This window comes from Citrobacter sp. RHBSTW-00029, assembly GCF_014104295.1.
GTDB classification, from domain to species: Bacteria; Pseudomonadota; Gammaproteobacteria; order Enterobacterales; family Enterobacteriaceae; genus Citrobacter; species Citrobacter youngae.
Map to the genome: position 1 here is coordinate 1,758,543 of NZ_JABXRT010000001.1, position 23,916 is coordinate 1,782,458.

18 protein-coding genes are annotated in these 23,916 nt (G+C 52.3%); 6 read left to right on the plus strand and 12 right to left on the minus strand.

Features of this window, described 5'->3' with window-relative positions:
* Positions 1-65: 65 nt before the first annotated feature.
* From narI to HV041_RS08705, 6 genes are all read right to left on the minus strand, one after another.
* On the minus strand, positions 66-746 hold the full coding sequence (gene narI, locus HV041_RS08680; RefSeq protein WP_003020109.1) for a respiratory nitrate reductase subunit gamma: 681 nt from the start codon (positions 744-746) through the stop codon (positions 66-68).
* A complete protein-coding gene (narW, locus tag HV041_RS08685; RefSeq protein WP_121584653.1) occupies positions 743-1,438 on the minus strand; it encodes a nitrate reductase molybdenum cofactor assembly chaperone in 696 nt (231 codons plus the stop codon). The genes narI and narW overlap by 4 nt, the downstream gene beginning before the upstream one ends.
* Positions 1,438-2,982 carry a nitrate reductase subunit beta gene (gene narH, locus HV041_RS08690; RefSeq protein ID WP_121584652.1) on the minus strand — a complete coding sequence of 515 codons (1,545 nt, stop codon included), beginning with the start codon at positions 2,980-2,982 and terminating at the stop codon, positions 1,438-1,440. The genes narW and narH overlap by 1 nt, the downstream gene beginning before the upstream one ends.
* Positions 2,979-6,719, minus strand: coding sequence for a nitrate reductase subunit alpha (locus HV041_RS08695; RefSeq protein WP_121584651.1), 3,741 nt, complete (start codon positions 6,717-6,719; stop codon positions 2,979-2,981). The genes narH and HV041_RS08695 overlap by 4 nt, the downstream gene beginning before the upstream one ends.
* A gap of 49 nt (positions 6,720-6,768) precedes the next feature.
* Positions 6,769-8,154 (minus strand): NarK family nitrate/nitrite MFS transporter, encoded by a 1,386-nt coding sequence (locus tag HV041_RS08700; RefSeq protein ID WP_116360081.1) that lies wholly within the window; start codon positions 8,152-8,154, stop codon positions 6,769-6,771.
* A gap of 211 nt (positions 8,155-8,365) precedes the next feature.
* On the minus strand, positions 8,366-8,944 hold the full coding sequence (locus HV041_RS08705) for a TetR family transcriptional regulator (RefSeq protein WP_121584650.1): 579 nt from the start codon (positions 8,942-8,944) through the stop codon (positions 8,366-8,368).
* A 117-nt stretch (positions 8,945-9,061) separates the two neighbouring features.
* Between HV041_RS08705 and HV041_RS08710 the strand changes: the two genes are divergently transcribed.
* The gene (locus HV041_RS08710) at positions 9,062-10,549 is read left to right on the plus strand and encodes an MFS transporter (RefSeq protein ID WP_061067910.1); all 1,488 of its coding nucleotides are present in this window, start codon (positions 9,062-9,064) and stop codon (positions 10,547-10,549) included.
* Here HV041_RS08710 and HV041_RS08715 read toward each other — a convergent pair whose 3' ends face one another.
* From HV041_RS08715 to yddG, 3 genes are all read right to left on the minus strand, one after another.
* On the minus strand, positions 10,550-10,930 hold the full coding sequence (locus HV041_RS08715) for a GFA family protein (RefSeq protein ID WP_086523677.1): 381 nt from the start codon (positions 10,928-10,930) through the stop codon (positions 10,550-10,552).
* A gap of 143 nt (positions 10,931-11,073) precedes the next feature.
* Positions 11,074-12,153, minus strand: coding sequence for a porin OmpD (gene ompD, locus HV041_RS08720; protein ID WP_048211642.1), 1,080 nt, complete (start codon positions 12,151-12,153; stop codon positions 11,074-11,076).
* A gap of 458 nt (positions 12,154-12,611) precedes the next feature.
* Positions 12,612-13,493 (minus strand): aromatic amino acid efflux DMT transporter YddG, encoded by an 882-nt coding sequence (gene yddG, locus HV041_RS08725; RefSeq protein WP_048211643.1) that lies wholly within the window; start codon positions 13,491-13,493, stop codon positions 12,612-12,614.
* Positions 13,494-13,779: 286 nt separating this feature from the next.
* Here yddG and fdnG point away from each other — a divergent pair, with 286 nt between their 5' ends.
* The 4 genes from fdnG (at position 13,780) to HV041_RS08745 (ending at position 19,105) form a co-directional block, all read left to right on the plus strand.
* Positions 13,780-16,827: a formate dehydrogenase-N subunit alpha gene (gene fdnG, locus HV041_RS08730; protein ID WP_182294166.1), complete on the plus strand. Its 3,048-nt coding sequence runs from the start codon at positions 13,780-13,782 to the stop codon at positions 16,825-16,827.
* Positions 16,828-16,840: 13 nt separating this feature from the next.
* On the plus strand, positions 16,841-17,725 hold the full coding sequence (fdnH, locus tag HV041_RS08735; protein WP_048211646.1) for a formate dehydrogenase N subunit beta: 885 nt from the start codon (positions 16,841-16,843) through the stop codon (positions 17,723-17,725).
* On the plus strand, positions 17,718-18,374 hold the full coding sequence (gene fdnI / locus HV041_RS08740; protein WP_101742185.1) for a formate dehydrogenase-N subunit gamma: 657 nt from the start codon (positions 17,718-17,720) through the stop codon (positions 18,372-18,374). Before fdnH ends, fdnI begins: the two co-directional genes overlap by 8 nt.
* 128 nt (positions 18,375-18,502) lie before the next feature.
* Entirely contained in the window at positions 18,503-19,105 is a 603-nt protein-coding gene (locus HV041_RS08745; protein ID WP_061067907.1) for an inorganic diphosphatase, read from the plus strand.
* 79 nt (positions 19,106-19,184) lie between these two features.
* On the opposite strand, the gene HV041_RS08750 is transcribed toward HV041_RS08745, so the two are convergent.
* From HV041_RS08750 to sra, 3 genes are all read right to left on the minus strand, one after another.
* Entirely contained in the window at positions 19,185-20,900 is a 1,716-nt protein-coding gene (locus tag HV041_RS08750; RefSeq protein ID WP_121584647.1) for an ABC-F family ATP-binding cassette domain-containing protein, read from the minus strand.
* Positions 20,901-21,209: 309 nt separating this feature from the next.
* On the minus strand, positions 21,210-22,907 hold the full coding sequence (gene maeA, locus HV041_RS08755; RefSeq protein WP_048211651.1) for a malate dehydrogenase: 1,698 nt from the start codon (positions 22,905-22,907) through the stop codon (positions 21,210-21,212).
* Between the two features lie 179 nt (positions 22,908-23,086).
* The gene (gene sra, locus HV041_RS08760) at positions 23,087-23,227 is read right to left on the minus strand and encodes a stationary-phase-induced ribosome-associated protein (protein WP_005126806.1); all 141 of its coding nucleotides are present in this window, start codon (positions 23,225-23,227) and stop codon (positions 23,087-23,089) included.
* A 227-nt stretch (positions 23,228-23,454) separates the two neighbouring features.
* On the opposite strand from sra, the gene HV041_RS08765 reads away from it, so the two are divergent.
* Entirely contained in the window at positions 23,455-23,886 is a 432-nt protein-coding gene (locus HV041_RS08765) for an OsmC family protein (protein WP_101742188.1), read from the plus strand.
* Positions 23,887-23,916 lie beyond the last annotated feature (30 nt).

The following is a 23,916-nucleotide window of genomic DNA, read 5'->3' on the forward strand; positions in this document are numbered from 1 at the left end:
CGTACAAGAAGCGGGATAGCGATCCAGGCCCGGTAAGCGCAAGCGCTACCGGGCAGCAGAGGAAATTAGCGGCGCGAACGCACTATCTGATAACGGCGGGTAAAGTACTCAAACGGCGCACTCCACACGTGGACCAGTCGGGTGAACGGGAACAGCAGGAAAATGGTCATCCCCAGAACCAGATGCACACGGAAAATCCACGCCACGCCATCCAGGTGCGCAGATGCACCGCCCTGGAAGGTCACCACCGACTGCGCCCAACCGACCAGTTTTAGCATTTCACTGCCGTCAGGATGCTGTGCAGAGAACGGGATAGTGGTTAAACCGAGGATACACTGAATCAACAGAACGCAGAGGATCAGAATATCGGCGGTAGAAGATGTCGCACGAATACGCGGGTTGGTCAGACGGCGCACCAGCAAACCTGCGCCACCAACCAGCGTCAGCACGCCACAAAGCCCGCCGGCAATCATCGCCATCTGCTGTTTTACCGCAATCGGCAGAAACCAGGCATACATCCAGTGCGGCGTTAACATGCCAAACAGGTGCCCGAAAAATATCCCCAGAATACCGATGTGGAACAGGTTTGACCACAACACCATACCGCGTTTGTCCAGCATCTGGCTGGAAGAGGCGCGCCATGTGTATTGCCCGTAGTCGTAGCGTAGCCAACTGCCGAGGATAAACACCGTACCGCACAGGTACGGATAGATATCGTAAAAAAAAACGTTCAGGTACTGTATCATTTCGGGCCTCCCGCGCTGACGTCGACATACTGAGGTGCCACGTCCTGGCTAAAGCGTCGTTGATAGTTTTGTAACGGTGAACTGTCGCAGGCGGTGGCGTTATCTTCGATAAACTTCACCTGTTCCTCCTCCCAGACTGCATCCAGCGCCTGACGGGTATCATCGCGGGTTTCCGCGCCAACCTGCTTAGTGACACTGTCACTTGAAAGAGGGCTTCCGGCAAGCTGCAACAGGGCATCAAACAGTTGATACCACGGTGTATCGCGCTGCTTCAAACGCCCACCCAGCAACGCCAGAATCGGTGCGATGTTCTGCAGTCCTTCTTTGGCCTCCGCTTCCGGTAACACGCTTAAGTACTCAAGATATAAAGGCAGGTGATCCGGCAGTTCACGACAGTTAAGCTGCAGCCCGACCTTTTCGTACTGCGCCAACAGATCGACCATCGCCTGACCACGGTCGCGGGACTCGGCGTGCACGTGTTCAAACAACAGCAGAGAGGTGGCCCGGCCCCGGTCAAAGATTTCGCACCATTCAGCTTGTTTATCCAGTAACGGCGCATTGAGCAGTTCCTGGCTAAAATCGCTCAGCATTGGAGCATCGCTGGCCACAAGGGCCAGCGCGTCGTCTTTACACTCCCATAGCAGTTCGTCGGGGTATTCCATCAGCAGACCGATAACCTTGAGGATTTGCATTATTGACCCTCCGCTTTATCGCGTACTTCGGTGATATCGATAGCGTCAATGCGGCTACTGTTAAACAGATTGAACTTAGTGTCCGAGCCGTGACAGCCGTCGCCGAAGGTAAAGCCGCAGCCGTTTTTCTCCGGGAAGGCATCACGCGCCATTTCACGATGGCTGGTTGGGATCACAAAGCGGTCTTCATAGTTGGCGATGGCCAGATAGCGGTACATCTCCTCAACCTGTTCAACGCTCAGACCCACTTCCTCAATCGCGCGAGTATCCGTAACACCTTCTACGGTTTGCGAACGCATATAGTGGCGCATCGCCATCATCCGTTTCAGGGCGCGCAGTACCGGGACGGTATCGCCCGCGCTAAGCATATTGGCGAGGTACTGTACCGGAATGCGCAGCGACTCAACCGCAGGCAAAATGTTGCCATTGTGCGGCAGTCCGCCCGCGTCGGCGACTGACTGAATCGGTGACAACGGCGGCACGTACCAGACCATCGGCAGGGTGCGGTATTCCGGATGCAGTGGTAGCGCCAGCTTCCAGTCCATCGCCATTTTGTAAACCGGTGAACGTTGGGCCGCTTCGATGACGTTGTGCGGAATACCCTGTTTAAGCGCCTCTTCAATCACCGCCGGATCGTGCGGGTTAAGGAACACATCGCACTGACGCTCATAAAGATCGGTTTCATGCTCGGTGCTCGCTGCTTCCTCGATACGGTCGGCGTCGTACAGCAATACCCCGAGATAACGGATACGCCCAACGCAGGTTTCTGAACACACCGTCGGCTGGCCGGACTCAATACGCGGGTAGCAGAAAATGCACTTCTCTGACTTACCGCTCTTCCAGTTAAAGTAGATTTTTTTATACGGACAACCGCTGATGCACAAACGCCAGCCGCGGCACTTATCCTGGTCGATCAGCACAATGCCGTCTTCTTCACGCTTGTAGATAGCACCGCTCGGGCAGGTGGCGACACAGCTTGGATTCAGACAGTGCTCGCACAGGCGCGGTAAATACATCATGAAGGTGTTTTCGAACTGTCCGTACATCTCCTTTTGCATCTTCTCGAAGTTACGGTCGCGGGCCCGTTTTGAGAATTCACCGCCAAGCAGTTCTTCCCAGTTTGGACCCCAGATAATCTTGTCCATCCGTTTCCCATCAATCAGCGAGCGCGGGCGCGCGGTGGGCTGATTCTTGCTCTCCGGCGCGCTATGCAGATGCTGATAATCGTAGGTAAACGGCTCATAGTAGTCATCGATTTGCGGGATCACCGGGTTGGCGAAAATTTTGGTGATCACCCCCATCTTGCCACCCAGACGCGGTCTGATCTTGCCGTTGACATCGCGAACCCAGCCGCCTTGCCACTCTTCCTGATCTTCCCAGTTTTTCGGGTAACCAATGCCCGGCTTGGTCTCGACATTGTTAAACCACGCATATTCCATCCCTTCACGCCCGGTCCAGACGTTTTTACAGGTGACGGAGCAGGTGTGGCAGCCGATGCACTTATCCAGATTCAGAACCATGCCTACCTGTGAGCGTATTTTCATTTTTTCGCCTCCTGTACCTGATCGCGACCTTCATCATCCAGCCAGTTAATGTTTTTCATTTTTCTAATCATGATGAACTCATCGCGGTTAGAGCCGACCGTCCCGTAATAGTTGAAGCTGTATGCCAGTTGCGCATAGCCGCCGATCATGTGCGTGGGTTTCGGGCAGACGCGGGTGACCGAGTTGTGGATCCCGCCACGCATCCCGGTGACTTCGGAGCCGGGGATGTTCATGATTCGCTCCTGAGCGTGATACATCATGGTCATTCCCGGCGGCACGCGTTGACTCACCACTGCACGCGCGGTGAGCGCGCCGTTGGCATTGAAAGCTTCGATCCAGTCGTTGTCTTCAATACCTAACTCCTTAGCATCAGTTTCACTGATCCAGACAATCGGCCCGCCACGCGACAACGTCAGCATCAGCAGGTTTTCACTGTAGGTAGAGTGGATGCCCCATTTCTGGTGCGGCGTCAGGAAGTTGAGTGCTTTCTCCGGGAAGCCGTTAGGCGGAACCTCGCGCATTTCACTGACGCTGCGGGTATCGATAGGCGGACGATACGCCACCAGGCTTTCACCGAACGCTCGCATCCACGCGTGATCCTGATACAGCTGCTGGCGACCGGACAGGGTACGCCATGGGATCAACTCGTGGACGTTGGTATAGCCTGCGTTATAGGAGACATGTTCGCTTTCAAGGCCGGACCAGGTCGGACTGGAGATGATTTTGCGCGGCTGCGCCTGGATATCGCGAAAACGAATCTTTTCGTCTTCTTTGTTCAACGCCAGATGCGTATGGTCGCGTCCGGTCATCGCCCCCAGCGCTTCCCAGGCTTTCACCGCCACCTGACCGTTGGTTTCCGGTGCCAGGGCGAGGATCACCTCAGAGGCATCCAGCGCGGTATCAATCAGCGGTCGGCCTTTTGCCGGACCTTCGCGTTTGGTGTAGTTCAGCTTGCCGAGGAAATCGACCTCCGCCTGGGTATTCCACGCAATGCCTTTCCCGCCGTTGCCGAGTTTGTCCATGAGTGGACCGAGCGAAGTGAAACGTTCCCAGGTGGCGGGGTAGTCGCGCTCCACAACGGCAATATTCGGCGCTGTTTTACCCGGCAGGAGATCGCATTCGCCTTTGCGCCAGTCCAGAATGTCAAACGGCTGCGCCAGCTCTGCTGGAGAGTCGTGTTGCAGTGGTTGCAACACCACATCCGTCTCTTGCCCAAGATGTCCCACACATACCTCAGAGAACACTTTGGCGATGCCTTTATAAATTTCCCAGTCACTCTTCGATTCCCATGCCGGGTCGACCGCCGCGGACAACGGATGAATAAACGGATGCATATCCGAGGTGTTCATATCGTCTTTTTCATACCAGGTAGCGGTTGGCAAAACGATATCGGAGAACAAACAGGTGCTGGACATACGGAAATCGAGCGTGACCAGCAGATCGAGCTTGCCCTCTATCGCCGCGGACTGCCATTCAACCTCTTCAGGTTTAATACCCTCACTTGAACCGAGCGCTTCCCCCTGGATCCCGCTTTCGGTACCCAGTAAATACTTGAGCATGTATTCATGCCCTTTACCGGAGGAACCGAGCAGGTTAGAGCGCCAGACGAAGAGGTTGCGCGGGTGGTTTTTGCCGCTATCCGGCTGCTCGCAGGCAAAACGAATATCACCCGACTTCAGCGCTTGGGCGGTATATTCCACCGGAGACATTCCCGCTTGTTCTGCCTTCGCTTTGACGGTCAATGGGTTAAGGTTTAGCTGCGGTGCGGACGGCAGCCAGCCCATCCTTTCTGCACGCACGTTAAAATCAATTAAATGCCCACTAAACTTCGACGCATCGGCCAGCGGAGAGAGGAGTTCTTGCGCGGTGAGTTTTTCATAACGCCACTGACTGGAGTGGTTGTAGAAAAACGAGGTGCTGTTCATCTGACGCGGTGGGCGGTTCCAGTCCAGCGCAAAGGCCAGCGGCAACCAACCGGTTTGCGGACGCAGTTTCTCCTGACCCACATAGTGCGCCCAGCCGCCGCCGCTTTGTCCTACGCAACCACAGAACACCAGGATGTTAATCATCCCACGGTAGTTCATATCCATGTGATACCAGTGGTTAACGCCAGCCCCGAGGATGATCATCGAACGGCCATGCGTTTTGTGCGCGGTATCGGCAAACTCACGGGCGATTTGTTCGATATGACGACGTGGCACACCAGTAATTTGCTCGCCCCAGGCCGGGGTGTAGGCTTTTACTTCGCTGTAATCTTGTGCGCTATGAACATCATCCAGACCACGATCGAGGCCGTAATTCGCCAGCACCAGATCGTAGACGCTCACCACCGGGCAACGGCTACCGTCAGCGAGGGTAAGATGTTTTACCGGTAGTTGACGGATCAGCACCGGTTCTTGTTTTACACTGCGAAAATGTGGGTTTTCGTTGCCGCCAAAATAGGGGAATGCGACGCCGGTCACGTCATCATGCTGACCGAGCAGCGAAAGAGAAAGTTCAGTTTCAGCACCAGCCGCCAGGGGTTCCAGGTTCCATTTGCCTTTCTCTCCCCAGCGAAAACCGATAGATCCGTTCGGGACAACCAGTTCGCCAGCGCTGTTAAAGGCTACCGTTTTCCACTCCGGATTGTTGCTTTCGCCGAGACCATCGACAAGGTCTGAGGCGCGCATCATGCGTCCAGGCACGTAGCTGCCATCTTCGCGGGCATCCAGTAAAACCAGCATCGGCATATCGGTATAGCGACGACAGTAATTGAGGAAATAATCGCTGGGATTGTCGAGATGGAACTCTTTCAGGATGACGTGGCCCATCGCCATTGCCAGCGCGCTGTCTGTCCCTTGTTTCGGTGCCAGCCATTGGTCGCACAGTTTGGCGACTTCCGAGTAGTCTGGCGTAATGGCAATCGTCTTGGTGCCTTTGTAGCGTACTTCAGTAAAAAAGTGCGCGTCCGGGGTACGGGTCTGCGGCACGTTAGAGCCCCAGGCGATGATATAGCTGGAGTTATACCAGTCGGCGGATTCAGGAACGTCGGTCTGCTCGCCCCAGGTCATTGGTGATGCAGGCGGTAAGTCGCAGTACCAGTCATAGAAGCTCAGGCAGGTTCCACCCAGTAGCGAGAGATAGCGCGTACCTGCAGCATAGGAAACCATCGACATTGCGGGGATGGGCGAGAATCCGGCCACACGATCCGGGCCGTAGGTTTTTACCGTCCAGACGTTGGCAGCAGCAATCAGTTGATTAAGTTCTTTCCAGTTGGAACGGATAAACCCACCGCGCCCGCGTACCTGCTTGTAGCTCTGGGATTTTTGCGGGTCGTTCATAATGGATTCCCAGGCCAGCACCGGATCGGGCTGGCGGGACAGGGCGTCGCGCCACAATTCGATTAAGCGTTTACGCACCAGTGGATATTTCAGGCGGTTAGCGCTGTAGAGATACCACGAGTAACTTGCGCCGCGTGGGCAGCCACGGGGCTCATGATTTGGCAGGTCAGGGCGGGTACGCGGGTAGTCGGTTTGCTGCGTTTCCCAGGTTACCAGCCCGTTTTTGACGTAGATTTTCCAGCTGCATGAGCCGGTACAGTTAACGCCGTGGGTAGAACGCACAATTTTATCGAACTGCCAGCGCTGACGATAGCTGTCTTCCCAGTCCCGATTGGTGTGCATTACTTGCCCATGCCCCTCGGCAAACGTATCGCCCTTTTGTTTAAAGTAGCGAAAGCGGTCTAACAGTTTACTCATGACATAACTCCTGCTTCGAATAACGTTGCCTACACAGGCCAAAAGATGACTATTTTTTTTGTGATTTACGGCCGTAAACCAGCCAGGTCACCAGCACGCAGACGATGTAGAACACAAGGAATATTTTCATGGCGCCTACCGGAGATCCGGTCAGCGCCAGCGATGAACCAAACGCTTTCGGGATAAAGAAGCCCCCGACAGCACCAATTGCGGAGATAAATCCCAGAGCGGCTGCGGTATCGGTTACCGCCTCACGCTGGGCCTGTTCTTCAGTACCACCGTGCAGCTTCACCCGGTAAATGGTTATTTTGCGAAAGATCACCGCAATCATCTGGAAGGTTGAACCGCTGCCCAGACCCGCAGTCAGGAACAAGCCCATAAACACCAGGTAAAACGCGATAAAGCTTCCTTCGCCTGAGCCGGGCAAAGTGAGAAACAGCAGGGCGCTAAACAGTGCCATAAAGATGAAGTTAATTAAGGTGACACGCACACCACCAAACTTGTCAGAGATAACACCGCCCGCCGATCGTGCAAGCGCACCGATGAAGGGACCGAAGAACGCCAGTTGCAGAATATTCACGTCAGGGAACTGTGTTTTCGCCAGCATGGCAAAGCCTGCTGAAAAACCGATAAATGAACCGAAGGTGGCGAGATACAGCAGACTTAATAACCACAAATGAAAACGCTTGAGGACCGGAAGCTGGGAGGCTATTGAGGCTTTCGAACTGGCAATGTCGTTCATTCCTATGCCCGCTGCCACAGTCGCTATCAGCAGTAGCGGCACCCAAATCCATGCGGCATTGGCCAGTGACAGTAACGATCCATCAGCTTGTGGTACTCCCTGTACGCCCAGGAAGGTAAAAATGGGCAGAAAGATCACCAGCGGCGCGATCAACTGCATCACGCTGACACCGAGGTTGCCGAGGCCACCGTTAATGCCTAGGGCGCTGCCTTGCTTCGCTTTGGGGAAGAAAAAACTGATATTGCCCATGCTGGAGGCAAAGTTAGCGCCAGCAAACCCACACATCAGCGCAATGATAATAAATACGCCAAACGGAGTAGCGGTATTTTGCACGGCAAAACCGAGCCAGACGCAGGGAATAACCAGAATTATGGTGCTAAAAATGGTCCAACGGCGCCCCCCAAATATAGGTACCATAAAGGAGTAGGGAACACGCAATATTGCACCAGAAAGAGAAGGTAATGCGGTTAATAAAAACAGTTGGTCGGTGGTGAAATTAAAACCAATTTTATTCAGATTGACAGCAACGGCGCTGAACAACATCCAGACGCAAAACGCAAGCAGCAAGCAACTCACTGATATCCAGAGGTTTCTGCGGGCAATGTGCTTACCTTTATTTTCCCAAAAGGCAGGATTTTCGGGTTTCCAGTCAGTTAAAAGATAACGATTATTTTTCTCATTTGATGCTGACATATTATTCTCCATGCACATGCCGTTCATGAAAAAGAAATAAACGCATACAGCGCCGCGCGAGTTCTTTTAGAAACTATTGAAAAGTTTTGGGAATATTGACTGAAAGAATAGATAAAAAAGCGCAATAACGCGGCGCGTCAGAGGAATAACACGTTGCTTAAGTGTTACTAATTGTAAATTGAAAAGGTGTATTGTTAATTCATGTATAACATCAAGTAAATAACTCCAGCGTTATCATGCGATCCAGGTGGCGCTCGAACGCTGGATCGGCCATTTCCTCAATGCCTAATACATAGATACCATCCAGACCGCATACCAACGCAATTAAACGCCAGGCCACATCGGCGGCATCTGGGGTGGATGAAAACTCACCGGCCTTCTGTCCCTGAGTGATAATATTCGCGGTTTCCTCGTGCCACATCCGCATGGTCAGCAGGTAAGCGCTTTTGATTTCTGGATCTTTATCCGCCAGAACCTGTGCTTCACGCCACAGTTTTATATAGGGTTCGAACCCACCGTCTTCACTTCCCAACATGGCATGGAGTCGTTCACGGTAAGTTGCGTTTTCACTGACCAGTTCGGCATCGAGAAGGGTGCGAATCAGGCGGACAAAGGCCTGGGATTTAAGCTCACCGGCAGACGTAAAATGATGATGCAGTTGCCCGGTCGCTACCTGAGCCTCTGTGGCAATACGTCTAACCGTCATGGCGGAAAATCCTTCTTCAAGCGCCACGCGCATTGCCGCCTGCAGGATCACTTCCCGACGTTCATCCCGATTCATATAGCTCATGCTTCCTCCCTATATTCACATTATTGCCAGTTTAACAAAAAGTTGGACATGCGTTCAATTTTCCGTAGGATCGCTAAAGCTGGACATGTGTCCAGTTTCAGTTTTGTAGGGAGTTTTATGTTTCGTCAGTGGTTAACGTTAGTGATTATTGTGCTGGTCTACATCCCTGTTGCGATTGATGCAACGGTGCTGCACGTTGCCGCGCCCACGCTGAGTATGACGCTGGGTGCCAGTGGTAACGAGCTGCTGTGGATCATTGATATCTATTCTCTGGTAATGGCCGGTATGGTGTTACCGATGGGGGCGTTGGGCGATCGCATCGGTTTTAAGCGCTTGCTGATACTGGGGGGTGGGCTATTTGGTCTGGCTTCGCTGGCTGCCGCGTTTGCTCACAGTGCCGGCTGGCTAATCGCAACCCGGGCCGTGTTGGCTATTGGTGCGGCGATGATCGTTCCGGCGACGCTGGCAGGTATTCGCGCCACCTTTGCCGAACAACGTCATCGTAATATGGCGCTCGGCGTTTGGGCTGCCGTCGGTTCAGGCGGTGCAGCATTTGGTCCCTTAGTCGGTGGTATGTTGCTGGAGCATTTCTACTGGGGCTCAGTGTTCTTAATCAATGTGCCCATTGTTCTGGTGGTGATGACATTGACCGCACGTTACGTGCCGCGCCAGACTGGACGCCGCGATCAGTCGTTAAATTTTGGCCATGCGATTATGTTGATCGTGGCGATTTTACTGCTGGTTTACAGTGCTAAAACGGCGCTAAAAGGGCATATGGCGACCGGGGTTATCGTATTGACGCTGTTAACAGGAGCAGTGCTGCTGTGGAAATTTGTTCGTATTCAGCTCGCGGCCTCACGTCCGATGATTGATATGCGGTTGTTCACCCATCGCATTATCTTAAGCGGCGTGGTAATGGCGATGACTGCGATGATCACCCTGGTGGGATTTGAGCTGTTGATGGCCCAGGAATTACAGTTTGTTCACGGTTTAACGCCGTATCAGGCGGGACTGTTTATGCTACCCGTCATGCTGGCGAGTGGCTTCAGCGGCCCGATTGCCGGTATGTTGGTTTCACGGCTGGGATTGCGCTGCGTGGCAACGGCAGGTATGGCGTTGAGTGCGGTCAGTTTCTACGGTCTGGCAATGACGGATTTCAGCACTCAGCAGATCCAGGCCTGGATATTAATGGCGTTACTGGGGTTCAGTGCCGCCAGTGCGCTACTGGCCTCAACGGCGGCCATTATGGCGGCAGCCCCGGCTGAAAAAGCCGCTGCGGCGGGGGCTATCGAAACCATGGCCTATGAATTGGGGGCCGGTCTTGGGATCGCGATTTTTGGTCTCTTGCTAAGCCGTAGTTTTTCCGCATCGATTCTACCGCCTGCCGGCCTCAGTGCGCAGGATCTGGAACGTGCTTCATCGTCAATGGGTGAAGCGGTGCAATTAGCACATTCTCTTTCGCCGTCTCTTAGCGACGCGTTGCTTGCAGCTGCCAGAGAAGCATTTACCTGGTCGCACAGCGTGGCGTTGAGCAGCGCTGGCAGCATGCTTATCGTATTAGCGGTAGGGATGTGGTTCAGCCTGGCAAAAGTGAACCATCAATAACTAGTGAGCTAAATGACAGGGGTAATCCATCGCTTCGACTTCTTTTCCACTCAGGCGAGCGTATTGCCCCGTCAACCGCCAGAACGCAGGCTGTGTTTCGGTATAGATTTCAGCCGCCAGAATCAGACGGCGGCGATCCACCTCATTCAGCTCCAGCAATGTCCACGGAATAAAGTAGCGGTCGCTATCGGTCAGCGTAAACCACAAGGGGCATCCACAGCCGGAACAGAAGAAACGTTCTCCGCGCGTTGATGAGGGAAAGTGCGAAGGTTCTGCTGAATCAGGGGAAAGTAGTGGATGACCGCTGGCTTCCAGATACATGGCGACACCACCGGACCATTTCTGGCACAGCGTGCAGTGGCAGGCATAGACATCAAGCATTTCGACGTTTACGGTAAAATGACTCTGTCCGCAAAGACAACGACCAGTGAACGTCTGCACGGCATACTCCTTATGACCGAGTCTACATCAAGAGAAAAAGCCAGCCCTGGATGGACTGGCTTTGTATTCAACTTACAACAAAATTAGAACTGGTAGTTCAGACCAACTGCCACGATGTTGTCAGTGCTAACACGTGCGTCAGAAGTGAATTTGTTGTCGTCCAGCAGGTTGATTTTGTAATCAACGAAGGTAGACATGTTTTTGTTGAAGTAGTAGGTCGCACCCAGATCAACGTATTCAACCAGATCCTGGTCGCCGTAAACACCCAGATCTTTACCTTTGGATTTCAGGTAAGCGATGGACGGACGCAGACCGAAGTCGAACTGGTACTGAGCAACAACTTCAAAGTTCTGTGCTTTGTTAGCAATACCGTCTACTTTACCGAACGTGGTCATGTTGCGGGTTTCAGAGTAGGTAGTTGCCAGGTAGATGTTGTTCGCATCATATTTCAGGCCAGCAGCCCATACTTCTGCGTTTTTACCGGAAGCGTAGAATTCGTTGTTGCCATTACGCATCTGGTCATCAGTACGGTCAGATTTCGCATAGGTTGCACCGATGCCGAAGCCTTCGTATTCATAAGTAGAAGACAGACCGAAACCGTCACCGTTCGCTTCAACGTCGCTGCTACGGTCGTTTTTGCCCTGATACTGAGCAGCAAAGTTCAGACCTTCAACCAGACCGAAGAAGTCAGTGTTACGGTAAGTTGCAACGCCGGTAGCACGCTGAGTCATGAAGACGTCAGTCTGGGTCCAGGTATCACCGCCGAATTCCGGCAGGACGTCAGTCCATGCGCCGATGTCGTAGGCTACGCCGTAGTTACGACCGTAGTCGAAAGAACCGTATTCAGCGAATTTCAGGCCAGCGAATGCCAGACGGGTTTTGTCTGCTTCGGAACCTTGATCTTCAGAACGGTTGCCTTTGAATTCATATTCCCACTGGCCGAAACCAACCAGTTGGTCGTTGATCTGAGTTTCGCCTTTGAAGCCCAGACGCGCGTAAGTTTTGTCACCATCGCTGCTGGTATCGTCAGAGAAGTAATGCTGAGCGTGAACTTTACCGTACAGATCCAGTTTGTTACCGTCTTTGTTATAAATCTCAGCTGCGTTTACCGCACCCGCTGCCAACAGGGTAGTCACTGCCACTGCAACTAATTTAAGTTTCATTCTAAATAATCCTTATAATTTTTTCTTGGTGTGTTTCCTAAACCATTGCTAAACGAGGCCGTTCATCAATGACGAACTATTTTTAAATGACGATGTGGTATTAGTTCAATAATAAGTTTCATAATATTGCGGAATATTTGAATTTGTGTGATCTAGATCTACATAATACAGCTGATTATATTAATATTAATATGTGACCTTTTGTTGGGATATATTTTCGGCGGGGACTATTGTGCTGGTTATGGTTTACTAATCGTTAGTAACCTATGTAAAATATATACAACCGGAGGGTTATAGGTAAACATATAATATTTTCGGCTGTTGATTAATTACCAGTTGCTTAACATTTAATTAAACAAATAAAAACATAATACACAAGCGAAATGTACAATTATTATCCGTTAACTGACCAGAGTGTAGCCGGGTTCTATCTCTATGCCAGAAACCCGGCCTGATTTCTATATCCGACGTGTTGCCAGCCAGCACAGTAGTGAGCCAGCACAGACCATCAGTGCGCCTTGCCAGAACGAGAACGACAGCGGGGCGCTGAGCAATACAGCAGCCAGGGCAGAAGAAAGCACTGGGGTGAAATAAGACCCTACTGCCATGACAGTGACATTTCCGTGTAAAATTCCGATATTCCAGGCCGCATAGGCAAATCCTAGTGTTAATGCAGCCGTGAACATCTTAATGGTCACCGGTGTGCTGAAAACCATTTCTGGTTGTGGCGTCATAAAATAGTAGGCCCACAAACTTGCCGCCGTCAGTAAAACAAAAACGGTGATACCGTTAAACCCTTTCGCAAATTTATTAGTGACAGTGCAATACGTTGCCCAGATAAAAGCGCCCAAGAATGCGAGAAAATAACTCAGCGGGCTACTGGCAATGTTGCTGATAATTTCACCTGGATTTAGACCGTTCTCGCCACCTAAAACCCAGCAGACTCCGGTCAATGCGAGAATTAATCCTGGAATAATCATCCAGTTTGTTTTTTGACCATTAAATAATATAGCAAACAAAATCGTCAGACTTGGCCAGAGATAATTGACCATTCCTACTTCTATTGCCTGGTGTCGGGTAGCGGCATAGCCTAATGCCAACGCCAGGCAAATTTCATAGCTGACAAAAAGCACGCTACCGGCGATTAAATAACGAACAGGTATTTTTCTAATATTTGGAAATCCGACGGTAAATATCAGCAGCAGGCCGCTTAGCGAGAAGATCATCGCTGCGCCGCCCGCTGGCCCGAGACCTTCGCTTACCCCACGAATCAACCCCACCATCGTGCTCCACAGCACAATGGCGATGAGCCCGATTAACGTTGCTTTTTGTTTTGTCATGCTATTTGTCTGTCCGTCGTCCTGGCAAAAATGAAGCTGAAATTTATAGCACTTTTACGTCAGCACGGGCTAACTAATTAGCTTTTAGCTAACCCCTTGTGGGTATACAGGTTACACAAACTGCACTATTTAGTAGCGGAACCGTTTCGTTATTGATTTGACGCAAAAAAAATATGGATATAGCTGTTAGTTTCGTCGCGAAGTTGTACATGTCATCTTTCAGACTGCCGCGCTGGCGCAAGGTGAAAGATGTCTTGTACGAACCCCTGTAAAAAAGAGGAAAGCAATGGACGTCAGCCGCAGACAATTCTTTAAAATCTGCGCGGGCGGTATGGCGGGAACAACAGTGGCCGCACTGGGTTTTGCACCCAAAATGGCACTGGCTCAGGCGCGAAACTACAAACTGTTACGCGCAAAAGAGATCCGAAACACCTGCACATACTGTTCCGTAGGTTGCGGGCTATTAATGTATAGCCTTGGTGATGGAGCAAAAAACGCCAAAGAGTCGATTTTTCATATCGAAGGGGATCCGGATCATCCGGTGAGCCGTGGGGCACTTTGTCCTAAGGGCGCAGGATTACTGGATTACGTGCACAGCGAAAGCCGTTTACGCTACCCGGAATATCGCGCTCCCGGTTCCGACAAATGGCAACGCATCAGTTGGGATGAAGCTTTCTCCCGCATAGCAAAACTGATGAAAGCAGACCGTGACGCCAACTTTATTGAGAAGAATGAGCAGGGCGTGACGGTAAACCGCTGGCTTTCAACCGGGATGCTGTGTGCATCTGCGGCGAGTAATGAAACCGGCATGCTGACGCAAAAATTCGTGCGCTCACTCGGCATGCTGGCGGTAGACAACCAGGCACGCGTCTGACACGGACCAACGGTAGCAAGTCTTGCTCCAACATTTGGTCGCGGTGCGATGACCAACCACTGGGTTGATATCAAAAACGCTAACGTCGTAATGGTGATGGGTGGTAACGCCGCTGAAGCACATCCGGTGGGATTCCGCTGGGCGATGGAAGCTAAAAACAACAATGATGCTACGCTGATTGTTGTCGATCCCCGTTTTACACGTACAGCGTCGGTGGCGGATATCTATGCGCCGATTCGCTCCGGCACGGACATTACGTTCCTTTCCGGCGTATTGCTGTATCTGATTGAAAATAACAAAATCAATGCTGAATACGTTAAGCACTACACCAACGCCAGCCTGCTGGTGCGGGATGATTTTGCTTTTGAAGACGGTTTGTTCAGCGGTTACGACGCCAAAAAACGTCAATATGATAAGTCGTCCTGGAACTACCAGTTCGATGAAAATGGCTACGCAAAACGCGATGAAACCTTAAGCCATCCCCGTTGCGTGTGGAACCTGCTCAAACAGCACGTTTCCCGTTATACGCCGGATGTGGTGGAAAACATCTGCGGTACGCCGAAAGCCGACTTCCTGAAAGTGTGTGAAGTTCTGGCCTCCACCAGTGCTGCCGATCGTACCACGACCTTCCTGTACGCGCTGGGCTGGACACAACATACCGTTGGGGCGCAGAACATCCGCACCATGGCGATGATCCAGTTGCTGCTCGGTAATATGGGGATGGCCGGTGGCGGCGTAAACGCATTACGCGGTCACTCCAACATTCAGGGCTTAACCGACTTGGGTCTGTTATCAACCAGCCTGCCCGGTTATCTGACGCTGCCGTCAGAAAAGCAGACTGATCTGCAAACCTATCTGGCCGCCAATACCCCCAAAGCGACGCTGGCCTCCCAGGTGAACTACTGGGGCAACTATCCGAAGTTCTTCGTCAGTTTGATGAAATCTTTCTACGGCGATGCGGCACAGAAAGAAAACGACTGGGGCTTTGAATGGCTGCCGAAGTGGGATCAGTCCTACGACGTCATCAAATATTTCAACATGATGGATAGCGGGAAAGTTACCGGCTACATCTGTCAGGGCTTTAACCCAGTTGCGTCCTTCCCGGACAAAAACAAAGTAGTACAGAGCCTCAGCAAACTGAAGTATCTGGTGGTTATTGATCCGCTGGTCACAGAAACGTCCACATTCTGGCAAAACCACGGCGAATCCAACGATGTCGATCCGGCGTCGATTCAGACTGAAGTTTTCCGTCTGCCATCCACCTGCTTTGCAGAAGAAGACGGCTCGATTGCTAACTCTGGCCGTTGGCTGCAGTGGCACTGGAAAGGTCAGGATGCACCAGGTGAAGCGCGTAATGACGGCGAAATTCTGGCCGGTATTTACCATCGTCTGCGCGACATGTATCGCACCGAAGGCGGTAAAGCTGTAGAGCCTGTGCTGAAAATGAGCTGGAACTATAAGGTGCCGGACGAACCGCATTCCGAGGAAGTGGCCAAAGAGAACAACGGCTATGCGCTGGAAGATCTCTATGATGCGAATGGCGTGCTGGTGGCGAAAAAAGGTCAGTTGCTCAACAGCTTTGCGCTCCTGCGTGACGACGGTACAACGTCATCCTCCTGCTGGATTTATACCGGTAGCTGGACCGAGCAGGGCAACCAGATGGCTAACCGCGATAACGCCGACCCATCAGGTCTGGGTAATACGCTGGGTTGGGCATGGGCATGGCCACTGAACCGTCGAGTACTGTACAACCGCGCTTCGGCAGACCCGCAGGGTAAACCGTGGGATCCGAAACGGATGTTGATCCAGTGGAACGGTACTAAGTGGACCGGTAACGATATCCCTGACTTCAACAACGCCGCACCGGGCAGTGGCACCAATCCGTTTATCATGCAGCCGGAAGGGCTGGGGCGTCTGTTTGCTATCGATAAGCTGGCGGAAGGGCCGTTCCCGGAACACTACGAGCCGATGGAAACGCCGCTGGGTACGAACCCGCTGCACCCGAACGTGATCTCCAACCCCGCAGCGCGTCTGTACGAAGCGGATGCCTTGCGTATGGGGACGAAGCAGGACTTCCCATACGTCGGAACCACCTATCGTCTGACCGAGCATTTCCACACCTGGACCAAACACGCACTGTTAAATGCGATTGCCCAGGCAGAGCAGTTTGTGGAAATCAGCGAAACGCTGGCGTCAGCAAAAGGTATCGGCAACGGCGACTACGTGAAAGTCAGCAGCAAACGTGGATTTATTCGCGCAGTTGCCGTGGTGACCCGTCGTCTGCGTACCCTGAACGTCAACGGTCAGCAGGTTGAAACGGTTGGGATCCCAATCCACTGGGGCTTTGAAGGAGTCGCGCGTAAAGGCTTTATCGCCAACACCCTGACGCCGAATGTCGGTGATGCAAACTCGCAAACGCCGGAATACAAAGCGTTTTTAGTTAACATCGAGAAGGCGTAAGGGGGGCGAACATATGTCTATGGAAACGCAGGACATCATCAAACGGTCCGCAACAAACTCCATCACGCCGCCGCCTCAGGCCCGTGATTACAAAGCCGAGGTCGCGAAGCTGATCGACGTTTCCACCTGTATAGGCTGTAAGGCCTGTCAGGTGGCATGCTCAGAGTGGAACGATATCCGCGATGAAGTCGGCCACTGCGTCGGGGTGTATGACAACCCCGCCGATCTCAGCGCCAAGTCCTGGACGGTGATGCGGTTTACCGAAACCGAACAGAACGGCAAGCTGGAGTGGTTGATTCGTAAAGATGGCTGTATGCACTGTGAAGATCCGGGCTGCCTGAAGGCGTGTCCGTCTGCCGGGGCAATCATCCAGTACGCCAACGGGATTGTTGATTTCCAGTCAGAGCATTGCATTGGTTGCGGGTACTGTATTGCCGGGTGTCCATTTAATATTCCGCGCCTCAATAAAGAGGATAACCGCGTGTATAAATGTACGCTGTGTGTGGATCGCGTCAGCGTTGGGCAAGAACCTGCCTGCGTGAAGACCTGTCCAACCGGGGCAATACATTTCGGCACTAAGCAGGAAATGCTGGAAATGGGCGAGCAGCGTGTGGCAAAACTGAAAGCACGTGGTTATGAACATGCCGGTCTCTACAACCCGGAAGGTGTGGGAGGCACGCACGTCATGTACGTTCTGCATCATGCCAACCAGCCGGAGCTGTATCACGGTCTGCCGAAAGAGCCTAAGATCGATACCTCTATCAATCTGTGGAAAGGGGCTCTGAAACCGCTGGCTGCTGCCGGATTTATCGCTACCTTCGCCGGGCTGATTTACCACTACATTGGCATCGGCCCGAATAAGGAAGTGGACGACGACGAGGAGGATCATCATGAGTAAGTCGAAAATGATTGTGCGCACGAAGTTTATCGACCGCGCCTGTCACTGGACGGTGGTGATCTGCTTCTTCCTGGTGGCGCTGTCGGGGATTTCGTTCTTCTTCCCGACTCTGCAATGGCTGACGCAAACCTTCGGTACGCCGCAGATGGGGCGTATTCTGCACCCGTTCTTCGGCATACTGATCTTCGTTGCGCTGATGTTCATGTTTGTGCGCTTTGTGCACCACAATATCCCGGATAAGAAAGATATTCCGTGGCTGAAAAACATTGTGGAAGTGCTGAAGGGCAATGAACACAAAGTGGCGGATGTGGGCAAATACAACGCCGGACAGAAAATGATGTTCTGGTCGATCATGAGCATGATTTTTGTGCTGCTGGTCACGGGCGTTATTATCTGGCGTCCATACTTTGCGCAGTTCTTCCCGATGCAGGTCGTGCGCTATAGCCTGCTGATCCACGCTGCGGCGGGCATTATTCTGATGCACGCTATCCTCATCCATATGTATATGGCATTTTGGGTGAAAGGATCAATTAAAGGCATGGTTGAAGGGAAAGTGAGCCGTCGCTGGGCGAAGAAGCATCATCCGCGCTGGTATCGCGATGTTGAAAAGCTGGAAGCAAAGAAAGAGAGTGAAGAAGGGGTTAAGTAAACCTGATGCTTTCTGACAACAATGGCGCTGCGAATGTAGCGCCATTTTTTTGCCAAAAAAACGTCATGTTTCTGTCATCTGGTAAACGTAAGGTGTTGTCTTTCCAATAAGAGAAGAGTTAAAAGACAATGCATCTGGTGAAAAAATTACTCGCAGTCAGCGTATTTCTCTGTGCGTCCGCTCAGGCGCAGAATATCCTCGAATTTCCGCAACCGGAGAATAACCCGGAAGAGTTTTATGCCGTGACTGAAATCCCGGCTGGCGGGATCATAAAATATGAAACCGACGCCAAAACCGGCTTTATCGTTGCCGATCGTTTCCAGTCGATGCCGGTTGCCTATCCGGCAAACTATGGCTCATTGACCCAGTCCCTGGCAGGTGACGGTGACCCGCTGGATGTGATTTTCTATACCCGGGCACCGCTGGCCCCGGGAACGCTGATCAAGTTGCGCGCGATTGGCGTGCTGAAGATGATTGATGGCGGGGAAAAGGACGATAAAATTGTCGCCGTGCCGGCCAGCAAAATTGACCCCACCTATGACGACATCAAAGAGTTGAGCGATTTGCCAAAGATCGAAGTGCAACGACTGGAGTCGTTTTTCCGCGTGTACAAAGAGTTGCCGGAAGGGCGTAAGAAAGTAGAGTTAAATGGCTTTAACGATGCGGCCACCGCGAAACAAGAGATCAAGCAGGCATGGGATGCCTGGAAAGAAAAACAGCCGAAACAGTAAATGAAATGACGGATGGCAGGCCTACACGCGCATTTTGCTAATGTAGGCCGGATAGGCTTGCGCCATCCGGCAATAGAGATTACTCCAGTTGTGAGTTCAGGCGCTCAATCTCTTTACGCCATTGCGCTTGCAACAGCGGCTTTTGATGTTTCGGCTTGCGGGCGAGATCGTCGGCCAGACGTTGCTCCAGCTCGAGGAGTTGTTCCAGCAATTCATCGCTGTCACCGCGTATTTCGGCCCTCGCTTCGACCACCGTTTTGGGAACGCTCATCTCCTCAGACGTTTCCCGAATACGATCGTTGATCGCGTCCAGATCGTGCCATTCGCTAAGTTCACCATTATCGATAAACCAGAACCTATTACAGCTTTGGCTGATAAGCTGACGGTCATGGCTGACCAGCAGCACGCCGCCGCTGAAACTTTGTAGCGTCTGCGCCAGCGCTTCTTTACCTTCCATATCCAGATGGTTGGTTGGTTCATCGAGCATCAGCAGGCTGTAGCGCGCAAGCGTAAGCCCGACAAACAGTAGCCTCGAACGCTCTCCACCGCTTAAGGTATTGATCCGCTGCTGATGGCGGACCCACGGGAAGCCCGCGCTAATCAGCGCCATCTTGCGAACATCAGGCTGCGGAGCAAACGGTTCGAGCGCATCAAACAACGTGTCGTCATCTGTGAGCTGGTGTAGCGTCTGATCGTAATACCCCAGTGTGACGCGAGAGTGCAACATCAGTGAACGCGATGCCATTTGCGACTGATATTGCTGCCAGATAAGCCGTAGCAGCGATGATTTCCCGCAACCGTTACGCCCGACAATCGCCACGCGATCGCCGCTTTTTAACCGGATACCGGCAATGGAAAACAGTGTATCTGCGTCGGGAGCAGGGGCTACAGACAGATTGGTCATCTCCAGCAAACGATCTGCACGCAGGGCATCACCCTGCAATGTTAGTGTCCACTGACTTCCTGCGGTCACTTCCGTCTGAACATCCTTCAGGCGCTGCACCTGCTTTTCCATCTGCTTTGCTTTGCGGGACAAATCTTCGTTGTCATAGACACGCCCCCAGGTTGCCAGTCGTTTGGCACTGGCGGTAACGCGATCAATCTCCTTTTGTTCCGCCTTATAGCGCAGTGCATCGCTGGCATCTCTCTCAACCAGAGCCTGACGAGCGGCGCTGCAGGCAAGATCAAAAGCGTGCAGTGTGCGATCGCGCAGGATCCATGTTCCCTGCGTGACGGCATCAAGCAGTTGTGGATCATGGGACACCACCACGAAGCTGCCAGACCAGTTCTGTAAGAACTGCTCCAGCCATAGCAATGTCGGCAAATCCAGGTGGTTGCCAGGTTCGTCCAGTAGCATCAGGTCAGGGTTTCGCATTAGCGCACGCGCCAGCAGCAGGCGTGTGTGCTGTCCACCGCTCAGAGTTTGCGCTGTGAGATGCAAATTTTCCGGCGTAAAGCCCATTTCGGCAAGCAGTGCTTCAACCCGCCATTGTTGAGCCGCACGCTCATGCTCAGGAAGTTGAACGAGAACGGCCTCCTGCAGCGTAAGCGGCAGTATATCGTCCGGCAAGTGCTGCTCCACACGGGCGAGGTGGCAGTGATTCGCCTGCGCAATGGTTCCACTGGTGGGGGCGATGGTGCCATCAAGCAGTTTTAACAGCGTGCTTTTTCCGCAGCCGTTGTAGCCGATTAGCCCAATGCGGTCGCCTTTTTTGAGGGTAAATGAGAGATCGTCGAACAGGGTGCCGAATGCCGTATCAACGTGTAAGGATTGCGCGGTTAGTAATGTGCTCATTGTTGCTTACTCAAGAGTTACAGGCGTAAAAACGCCTCGTCAAACATCGCTGACGATAACCCGGTAAGCCCGAGAGAAGGGGATTTAGATGTTAGCTTCGCTCAAGCAGAAGTTATCGCAGCACGATACCGATAACGCTTGAGCACTGGCGATCGCCAAAAGCATGTGAAACGATGAAACGTTCACAGTACAGCATAAGTATCCTCCTTTTATATTTCCGAATGTTAATCGATGGTGAAAGTGTAAACGCAAGCTACTGGATTGCGCAAGTGTTGAACACCCGGCGGCAGAGCACCGCCGGGCAAACCGTCAAATAGAAGTACGACGGTAGTCGCGATATTCCGCCTGCCAGAAATTCTCGTCGATTGCCTGTTGCAGCGCTTCAGCGGAGGTTTTCACCGCCACGCCTTGCTGCTGGGCCATTTTACCGACGGCAAAGGCAATTGCGCGGGAAACGGTCTGAATATCTTTCAGTTCCGGTAACACCAGTCCTTCACCGTTCAGCACCAGCGGTGAATACTGCGCCAGCGTTTCGCTGGCCGACATCAGCATTTCATCGGTGATGCGTTTGGCGCCAGAGGCTATCACGCCAAGGCCGATACCCGGGAAGATGTACGCGTTATTACACTGGGCAATCGGGTAGATTTTATCTTTCCAGGCGACCGGGGCGAACGGGCTGCCGGTGGCAACCAGCGCGTTACCTTCGGTCCAGGCGATAATATCCTGTGGCGTGGCTTCAACGCGCGAGGTCGGGTTAGACAGCGGCATAACGATCGGACGCGGACAATGCTTGTGCATTTCGCGAATGATCTCTTCAGTAAACAGGCCAACCTGTCCGGAAACCCCGATCAGGATGTCAGGTTTAACGTTGCGGACCACGTCAAGCAACGACAGCACATCTTCTTGTGTATCCCAGTGCTGAAGATTTTCGCGTTTTTGCACCAGTTTGGTCTGGAAGGAGAGCAGGTTCGGCATTTTATCGGTTAACAGGCCGAAGCGATCGACCATGAACACGCGTTGACGCGCGGCTTCTTCGCTTAAACCTTCACGCTGGATTTGCGCGATGATCTGCTCGGCAATCCCGCAACCGGCGGAACCCGCCCCAAGGAAAACAATGTTCTGCTCGCTCAACTGGCTGCCGGCTGCACGGCTGGCCGCAATCAGCGTACCGACGGTAACCGCTGCGGTGCCCTGAATATCGTCGTTGAATGAGCAAATTTCATCGCGATAACGGGTCAGGAGCGGCATGGCGTTTTTCTGCGCGAAATCTTCAAACTGCAACAGCACGTCAGGCCAGCGATGCTTCACGGCCTGGATGAATTCATCAACAAATTCGTAGTATTCATCATCAGTAATGCGCGGATTACGCCACCCCATGTACAGCGGATCGTTCAGCAATTGCTGGTTGTTGGTCCCGACGTCAAGTACCACCGGCAGGGTGTAAGCCGGACTAATCCCGCCACACGCGGTATACAGCGACAGCTTACCGATTGGAATACCCATCCCGCCGATCCCCTGATCGCCAAGACCAAGGATGCGTTCACCGTCGGTGACAACGATGACTTTGATATTGTGGTTCGGGACGTTTTGCAGAATATCGTCCATGTTGTGACGGTTCTGATACGAGATAAACACGCCGCGGGCGCGACGATAGATCTCAGAGAAACGCTCACAGGCCGCGCCTACCGTTGGGGTGTAGATAACCGGCATCATCTCATCAAGATGATTATGCACCAGTCGATAGAACAGGGTTTCGTTGGTATCCTGGATGTTGCGCAGGTAAATATGTTTATCGATTTCGGTTTTGAATCCCTGATATTGGATCCAGGCACGTTCAGCCTGTTCTTCAATCGTCTCGACCACTTCCGGCAGTAACCCCAGCAGGTTGAAGTTACGGCGTTCTTCCACACTGAAAGCGCTCCCTTTATTCAGTAAAGGGAATTCCAGCAGTACCGGGCCAGCGTAAGGGATGTAAAGGGAACGCAGTTTTTTAGTTTCGTTTTCCATGTCACTCACTCTTTTTTGAATAACCGTCCCTGGCACTCTTTATGATCGTATAGGGCCTGTCCGCCAGGGAAACGGGCGAAGTATAAAGCATTGTGAATGGGTTAAGGGGTTTTATAAGCAAAAACACCACTGCGGTTGCAATGGTGTTTATCTCTTTAATCAGTATGTCGTGCGGGAAACTATTTGCTGTCAGCGCGGCGTTTTCTTCCGGTAGGATTGTTGACCACGCTGGATTTGTCGCCTTCGGTCACGACTTTACGTTGATTGGAGATTTTGTGGTCCAGTCCAAGAATATGACGGGCCTGACGGTTCGATTTCATTCTAACTCCTTAATCCTGTTACTGGTTTCAAGGGCGAGCCCGCGTAAGAACGGACGAAATACAACCTGACAAAAAGCCGATGAGTAAACTAACGGCTCTCTGGATGGTCGGTCATTTTATCTGAAAGGTCAATGCTTAAGCAGGAAATGCAGAACTTTCCATTATGGTCATGCATTTTCCCATGAGGCCTATACTTGTTACTCCGATGACAACACAGGAGAGCGGTAATGACTATCCATAAGAAAGGTCAGGCCCACTGGGAAGGCGACATTAAACGCGGTAAAGGGAGCGTGTCGACCGAAAGTGGCGTACTTAACCAGCAACCGTATGGATTTAATACACGTTTTGAAGGCGTCAAAGGCACTAACCCTGAAGAGTTGATTGGTGCAGCACATGCTGCCTGCTTCTCGATGGCACTGTCGTTGATGCTGGGCGAAGCAGGTTTTACGCCAGATGCCATTGATACGACTGCTGATGTTTCTCTGGATAAGGTGGATGCCGGTTTTGCTATCACCAAAGTGGCGTTACACAGCCAGGTGAGCGTTCCGGGGATAGACGCCGCTACGTTTGACGGCATTATTCAGAAAGCGAAAGCCGGATGCCCGGTGTCGCAGGTTCTGAAAGCGGAAATTACGCTGGATTATCAATTGAAATCTTAGTAATGGCGTGCCGGATGTGACCACGTCTTA

Bases quoted from the DNA above. Each gene is read 5' to 3' on its own strand.
- HV041_RS08745 (WP_061067907.1), top strand. From the start codon at position 18,503: ATGCATCTGGTGAAAAAATTACTCGCAGTCAGCGTATTTCTCTGTGCG.
- ompD (WP_048211642.1), bottom strand. From the start codon at position 12,153: ATGAAACTTAAATTAGTTGCAGTGGCAGTGACTACCCTGTTGGCAGCG.
- narH (WP_121584652.1), bottom strand. From the start codon at position 2,982: ATGAAAATACGCTCACAGGTAGGCATGGTTCTGAATCTGGATAAGTGC.
- HV041_RS08695 (WP_121584651.1), bottom strand. From the start codon at position 6,719: ATGAGTAAACTGTTAGACCGCTTTCGCTACTTTAAACAAAAGGGCGAT.
- HV041_RS08705 (WP_121584650.1), bottom strand. From the start codon at position 8,944: ATGAGCTATATGAATCGGGATGAACGTCGGGAAGTGATCCTGCAGGCG.
- fdnI (WP_101742185.1), top strand. From the start codon at position 17,718: ATGAGTAAGTCGAAAATGATTGTGCGCACGAAGTTTATCGACCGCGCC.
- maeA (WP_048211651.1), bottom strand. From the start codon at position 22,907: ATGGAAAACGAAACTAAAAAACTGCGTTCCCTTTACATCCCTTACGCT.
- narW (WP_121584653.1), bottom strand. From the start codon at position 1,438: ATGCAAATCCTCAAGGTTATCGGTCTGCTGATGGAATACCCCGACGAA.
- HV041_RS08710 (WP_061067910.1), top strand. From the start codon at position 9,062: ATGTTTCGTCAGTGGTTAACGTTAGTGATTATTGTGCTGGTCTACATC.
- sra (WP_005126806.1), bottom strand. From the start codon at position 23,227: ATGAAATCGAACCGTCAGGCCCGTCATATTCTTGGACTGGACCACAAA.
- narI (WP_003020109.1), bottom strand. From the start codon at position 746: ATGATACAGTACCTGAACGTTTTTTTTTACGATATCTATCCGTACCTG.
- fdnH (WP_048211646.1), top strand. From the start codon at position 16,841: ATGTCTATGGAAACGCAGGACATCATCAAACGGTCCGCAACAAACTCC.
- HV041_RS08715 (WP_086523677.1), bottom strand. From the start codon at position 10,930: ATGCTTGATGTCTATGCCTGCCACTGCACGCTGTGCCAGAAATGGTCC.
- HV041_RS08750 (WP_121584647.1), bottom strand. From the start codon at position 20,900: ATGAGCACATTACTAACCGCGCAATCCTTACACGTTGATACGGCATTC.
- HV041_RS08765 (WP_101742188.1), top strand. From the start codon at position 23,455: ATGACTATCCATAAGAAAGGTCAGGCCCACTGGGAAGGCGACATTAAA.
- HV041_RS08700 (WP_116360081.1), bottom strand. From the start codon at position 8,154: ATGTCAGCATCAAATGAGAAAAATAATCGTTATCTTTTAACTGACTGG.
- yddG (WP_048211643.1), bottom strand. From the start codon at position 13,493: ATGACAAAACAAAAAGCAACGTTAATCGGGCTCATCGCCATTGTGCTG.